The sequence below is a fragment of the Yoonia sp. genome (assembly GCF_042093035.1).
In the GTDB taxonomy this organism is placed as follows: domain Bacteria; phylum Pseudomonadota; class Alphaproteobacteria; order Rhodobacterales; family Rhodobacteraceae; genus Yoonia.
In genome coordinates this window covers 1-4,129 of record NZ_JBELFI010000161.1, presented here as the reverse complement: position 1 = coordinate 4,129, position 4,129 = coordinate 1, and the positions used below count along the sequence as shown (strand labels likewise).

The window sequence follows — 4,129 nt, the reverse complement described above, 5'->3', positions numbered from 1 at the left end:
TCTTGTGGAGATAGCGACCGCCCGCATTGGCCTGCCAGAATTCGACCAAAGCACCGGGAACACCTCGGCCGCTTTCGTCCAACACCCGGCCATGCACGATAATGCGAGGCCCGATCGCAGTCTCTCCGGGTTTGGCGTAGTTGAGCAGCAGATCGTTATCCAATTCACCCAGCATCCCGTGGCCAAAAACCGGAGAGGTTTCCTCTGACAAGGTTGTCGGGAAAGACAGCAAAGCCGCCTGCGGGCTGCGTTTGACGCTTGTCTTGTACCATGGCGTAAGCGCATCGGGCTGCCAATCACGGTCGCGTGGCACGAAACCACCTGTCTTAGGGGGGGCTATCAAGCTCATATCTCTACTCCCAATTCGGCATATGTCTTCTTAGCAAGTTTGATAGCGTGGTTGGCTGCAGGTACGCCCGCGTAGACGGCGACATGCATGAAAGCCTGCAGCACGTCTTTGGGTTCTGCGCCGGTATTGCGTGTGGCGCGGATATGCATCGGAATTTCTTCGAAATTCCCCGTCGCGGCCAGCAAGGCTAGCGTCAGCATCGACCGTTCGCGCCGCGTGATCGTGTCGTCTGACCAGAGCGTACCCCAGGCGCCTTCGGTGATCATGTCCTGAAAGGGTGCATCAAATGTAGTCTTGCCCGCCTCGGCCTTGTCTACATGGGCGTTACCAAGGACCTGACGGCGGGCTTGCATGCCTGATTGGTATCTGTTGGTCATGTTGCTTTCCATCAATACGGCAAACCGACGTAGTTCTCGGCCATCGCCTTTTGCGCAGCATCATTGCTGCGCAAGAATTCTAGTTCTGCCACCTGAATTCGTTGATCAAATTCGGTTTGATCAGGGTAGCGGTGCATCAGAGCCGAAAACCACCAACTGAACCGCTCCGCTTTCCAGATCCGGGAAAGTGCCTTGGCTGAGTAGGCGTCGATCCCGTCAGAGCTGTTGTTCTCGTAGTAGTCGCGTAGGCCATTGTAGAGATAATGCACGTCCGATGCGGCGGTGTTCAGACCTTTGGCCCCGGTGGGCGGTACGATATGGGCAGCGTCTCCACATAAGAACAATCGCCCCCAGCGCATGGGTTCGGTTACAAAGGACCGCAGCGGCGCGATTGACTTTTCGATGCTTTGCCCGGTGATGAGCCTTGCTGCCTGCTGAGCAGGAATACGCTTCTTGAACTCGTCCCAGAATGCATCATCCGACCAGTCGTCGATCGTGTCATCAAGTGAGCACTGGATGTAATAGCGGCACAAGTTATCATTGCGCATGGACGCAAGCGCGAACCCGCGCGGGGAATTGGCATAAATCAACTCGTGGCTGACGGGTGGGGTTTCGCTCAAGATGCCGAGCCAACCGAAAGGGTACACTTTCTCATACTCTCGGCGCACATCATCGGGGATCGTCTTGCGGCTCACGCCGTGAAACCCATCACAACCGGCAACGAAATCGCAATCGATCTTACGGGTCTCGCCTGCAACTGTATATGTTACGAATGGGGCGTCGGTATCAGCACCGTTTATTACCACGTCCTTGACGTTGAACTCAATCTTCCCGCCCGCGGCTTCGCGTGCATCGTAAAGATCGCGCGTGACTTCGGTTTGACCATAAACAACGACTGGTGTTCCCGTGTGCTTTGTAAAGTCGATACGGAACATTTCGTCGCCAAAAGAGATCAGCGTGCCGTCGTGCGTAAATCCTTCGGCATGCAGTCGGTCGGCGCAGCCAGCTTCCTCCATTAGGCGAACAAGCCCTTGTTCCAACACGCCCGCGCGAATGCGACCAAGGACGTAGTCTTTGGTTTTTCGTTCCAAGACAATGCTGTCGATGCCGCGCTTGTCCAAGAGTTGGGACAACAGAAGACCAGATGGACCACCACCAATAATCACAATCTGTGTATTCATTTTTGCCCCCTTCAATAATCGACCCGAATCTTGATGTTTGTCCATTTTGATGCATCGAAACTGAAAGTAAATTGATATATGTGATGGTATACTTATCGAAATTGGAAACTAAAAATGGACCGACGGATAAAATTCCGCCACCTCGAGGCATTTGTGGCGATCGCGCGCGCCAAAAGGCTGAAACGCGCGGCCGAGCAGTTGAACCTTTCGCAGCCGGCAATCTCTAAGACGCTAAGTGATCTTGAAGACATCCTGTCTGTTTCGCTCATGACCCGTGATCGCTCCGGAGTTCAGCTTACACCGGAAGGTCGCGTTTTTCTGCAATATGCCGAGCAAAGCACGGCGGCACTGACCCAAGGGCTAAGCAGTATCGCGTCTTTGACCGAAGCGGGCGGGCACGTCCTTAAGATTGGTGTATTGCCTAGCGTCGCGGCGCAGGTCTTGCCTTTGGCCATTGAAAGGTTCCGGCTCTCCTCACCGACAACCATCCTGCATGTTGACGAGGGCGGGCATGGCTTTCTAACAGACCGTCTGAGAAGCGGTGATCTTGATCTTGTTGTCGGGCGATTGGGTCCGTCCGACACGATGCGAGGGCTGTCGTTCACGTCACTCTATACGGAAAGTGTGGTTGCTGTTGTGGCCCCTGATCACCCCAGAGTGGATGCCACGCGGCTTGAGCAGATCGAAGAGGACGTCGTGATTTACCCGCCCGAAACTGCCGCCATACGCCCCTTGGTGGCACGATTGATGATGACCCGGGGGATGGCGCTCTTTGGTGATCGGATAGAATGCGTATCCGGCGCATTAGGGCGTGCAATGACCTTGGGGGCCTTAAGGCCAGTTTGGTTCATTTCGCGTGGGGTTGTCGCCGATGATTTGGAGGCTGGTCGCCTTGTCGCCTTGGATATTGATATGGGGCCGACAGAAGGGGCCGTTGGTATTATGGCGAGGTCAGAGGAGAACGCGCCCGCGCTGGTCGGCCTGTTCCGGTCTGCAATTTCCGGTGCCGCATCATTACTAGAGGCTGGGGAAGGCCGCTAGGCCAATATTTCGCGGAAAATTTGCGGGGTATTGATTTTAAACATCTGATATTGAACAATTATAATTGTTCATTGACTGAACTGTTCCGTCATGGTCTTAATTGCTTCAGGGAGTGAGTTAATGATTCTACAAGACATATCTGTAGCAATCACGGGTGCGGGGAGCGGCCTTGGGGCCGCGACGGCTCGTCGATTTGCAAAGGCTGGTGCTCGGGTCGCGTGTCTGGACCTGAGTGAGAGCGCCGCGCAGCGCACGGCTGAAGAGGTGGGCGGTGCCGCCTATGGAGTCGACGTAACTAACAGCGCGGCAATCGAAGTGGTGTTTGGCGAAATTGAAGAAACACAGAGCGTCCCGCGTGTTGTCGTCAACTGCGCCGGCATTGGCACTGCAGCACGCATATTGCCGCGTGACGGCAGTCTGACCATCGGCAGCTTCGAGCAAGCGCTCCGGGTAAACCTTCTGGGTACCTATTCTGTTATGAACATTGCCGCCCGTGCTATGGCAGCGGCAGACCCGATAGATGCTGACGGTGCGCGTGGCGTGATCATCAACACCGCCTCTGTCGCATTTGAAGACGGGCAGATCGGACAGGCGGCCTATTCCGCCTCCAAAGGCGGGATCGTTTCGATGACCCTTCCGGCCGCGCGTGAACTCGCCCGGTTTGGCATCCGCGTCATGGCCATCGCTCCGGGTTTGTTTGAGACTTCCATGAGTGCCGGGCTTCCCGACGATATCCGGGCTGAGATTCTCAAGGCCGTTCCGTACCCATCGCGTATGGGTGACGCTGACGAATACGCACAACTTGCGCAGAGTATCGTCGAAAACCCAATGTTGAACGGAACCGTGATCCGTCTCGACGCAGCTGCACGTATGCCAATTAAGTAAGGAAGCCAATGTGACCAAGGCCGAAACCATAGCCTCTGTTCTGCTTGTCGAAATTGACGGGCCCGTTGCGACGCTGACGATGAATCGTCCGGCAAAAAGAAATGCAATGTGCGATGAACTTCTCGACGCGATCGACGGGTTCTTTTCCAACCCGCCCGAGGGCGTGCGCGTTGTAATCCTGACAGGCACGGCGGGGCATTATTGTTCGGGTCTTGATCTGTCGGAACACGTTCAGCGAGACGCAGAAGGCACAATGCGCCATTCGCGCAACTGGCACCGCGTCATGGATGTGATCC

Annotated in this window: 5 protein-coding genes and 1 pseudogene; 3 read left to right on the top strand and 3 right to left on the bottom strand. The window is 55.5% G+C overall.

Annotated elements, in window-relative coordinates:
* From ACFDSS_RS13810 to pobA, 3 genes and pseudogenes are all read right to left on the bottom strand, one after another.
* A pseudogene (locus tag ACFDSS_RS13810) lies at positions 1–349 on the bottom strand (protocatechuate 3,4-dioxygenase subunit beta); the annotation flags it as partial.
* Entirely contained in the window at positions 346–726 is a 381-nt protein-coding gene (gene pcaC, locus ACFDSS_RS13805; protein WP_375256303.1) for a 4-carboxymuconolactone decarboxylase, read from the bottom strand. The pseudogene ACFDSS_RS13810 and the gene pcaC, both read right to left, overlap by 4 nt.
* 11 nt (positions 727–737) lie before the next feature.
* Entirely contained in the window at positions 738–1,907 is a 1,170-nt protein-coding gene (gene pobA, locus ACFDSS_RS13800; RefSeq protein ID WP_375256302.1) for a 4-hydroxybenzoate 3-monooxygenase, read from the bottom strand.
* 114 nt (positions 1,908–2,021) lie between these two features.
* Here pobA and pcaQ point away from each other — a divergent pair, with 114 nt between their 5' ends.
* The 3 genes from pcaQ to ACFDSS_RS13785 all read left to right on the top strand — a co-directional run.
* Complete coding sequence (pcaQ, locus tag ACFDSS_RS13795) at positions 2,022–2,948, top strand: pca operon transcription factor PcaQ (protein WP_375256301.1); 927 nt, start codon at positions 2,022–2,024, stop codon at positions 2,946–2,948.
* A 120-nt stretch (positions 2,949–3,068) separates the two neighbouring features.
* Complete coding sequence (locus tag ACFDSS_RS13790; protein ID WP_375256300.1) at positions 3,069–3,833, top strand: SDR family NAD(P)-dependent oxidoreductase; 765 nt, start codon at positions 3,069–3,071, stop codon at positions 3,831–3,833.
* 10 nt (positions 3,834–3,843) lie between these two features.
* Positions 3,844–4,129: enoyl-CoA hydratase-related protein (locus ACFDSS_RS13785; RefSeq protein ID WP_375256299.1), on the top strand; the 286-nt coding region annotated here is incomplete at its 3' end.

Coding starts and splice junctions, on each gene's coding strand:
- pcaC (WP_375256303.1), bottom strand. CDS start 726: ATGACCAACAGATACCAATCAGGCATGCAAGCCCGCCGTCAGGTCCTT.
- pobA (WP_375256302.1), bottom strand. CDS start 1,907: ATGAATACACAGATTGTGATTATTGGTGGTGGTCCATCTGGTCTTCTG.
- pcaQ (WP_375256301.1), top strand. CDS start 2,022: ATGGACCGACGGATAAAATTCCGCCACCTCGAGGCATTTGTGGCGATC.
- ACFDSS_RS13790 (WP_375256300.1), top strand. CDS start 3,069: ATGATTCTACAAGACATATCTGTAGCAATCACGGGTGCGGGGAGCGGC.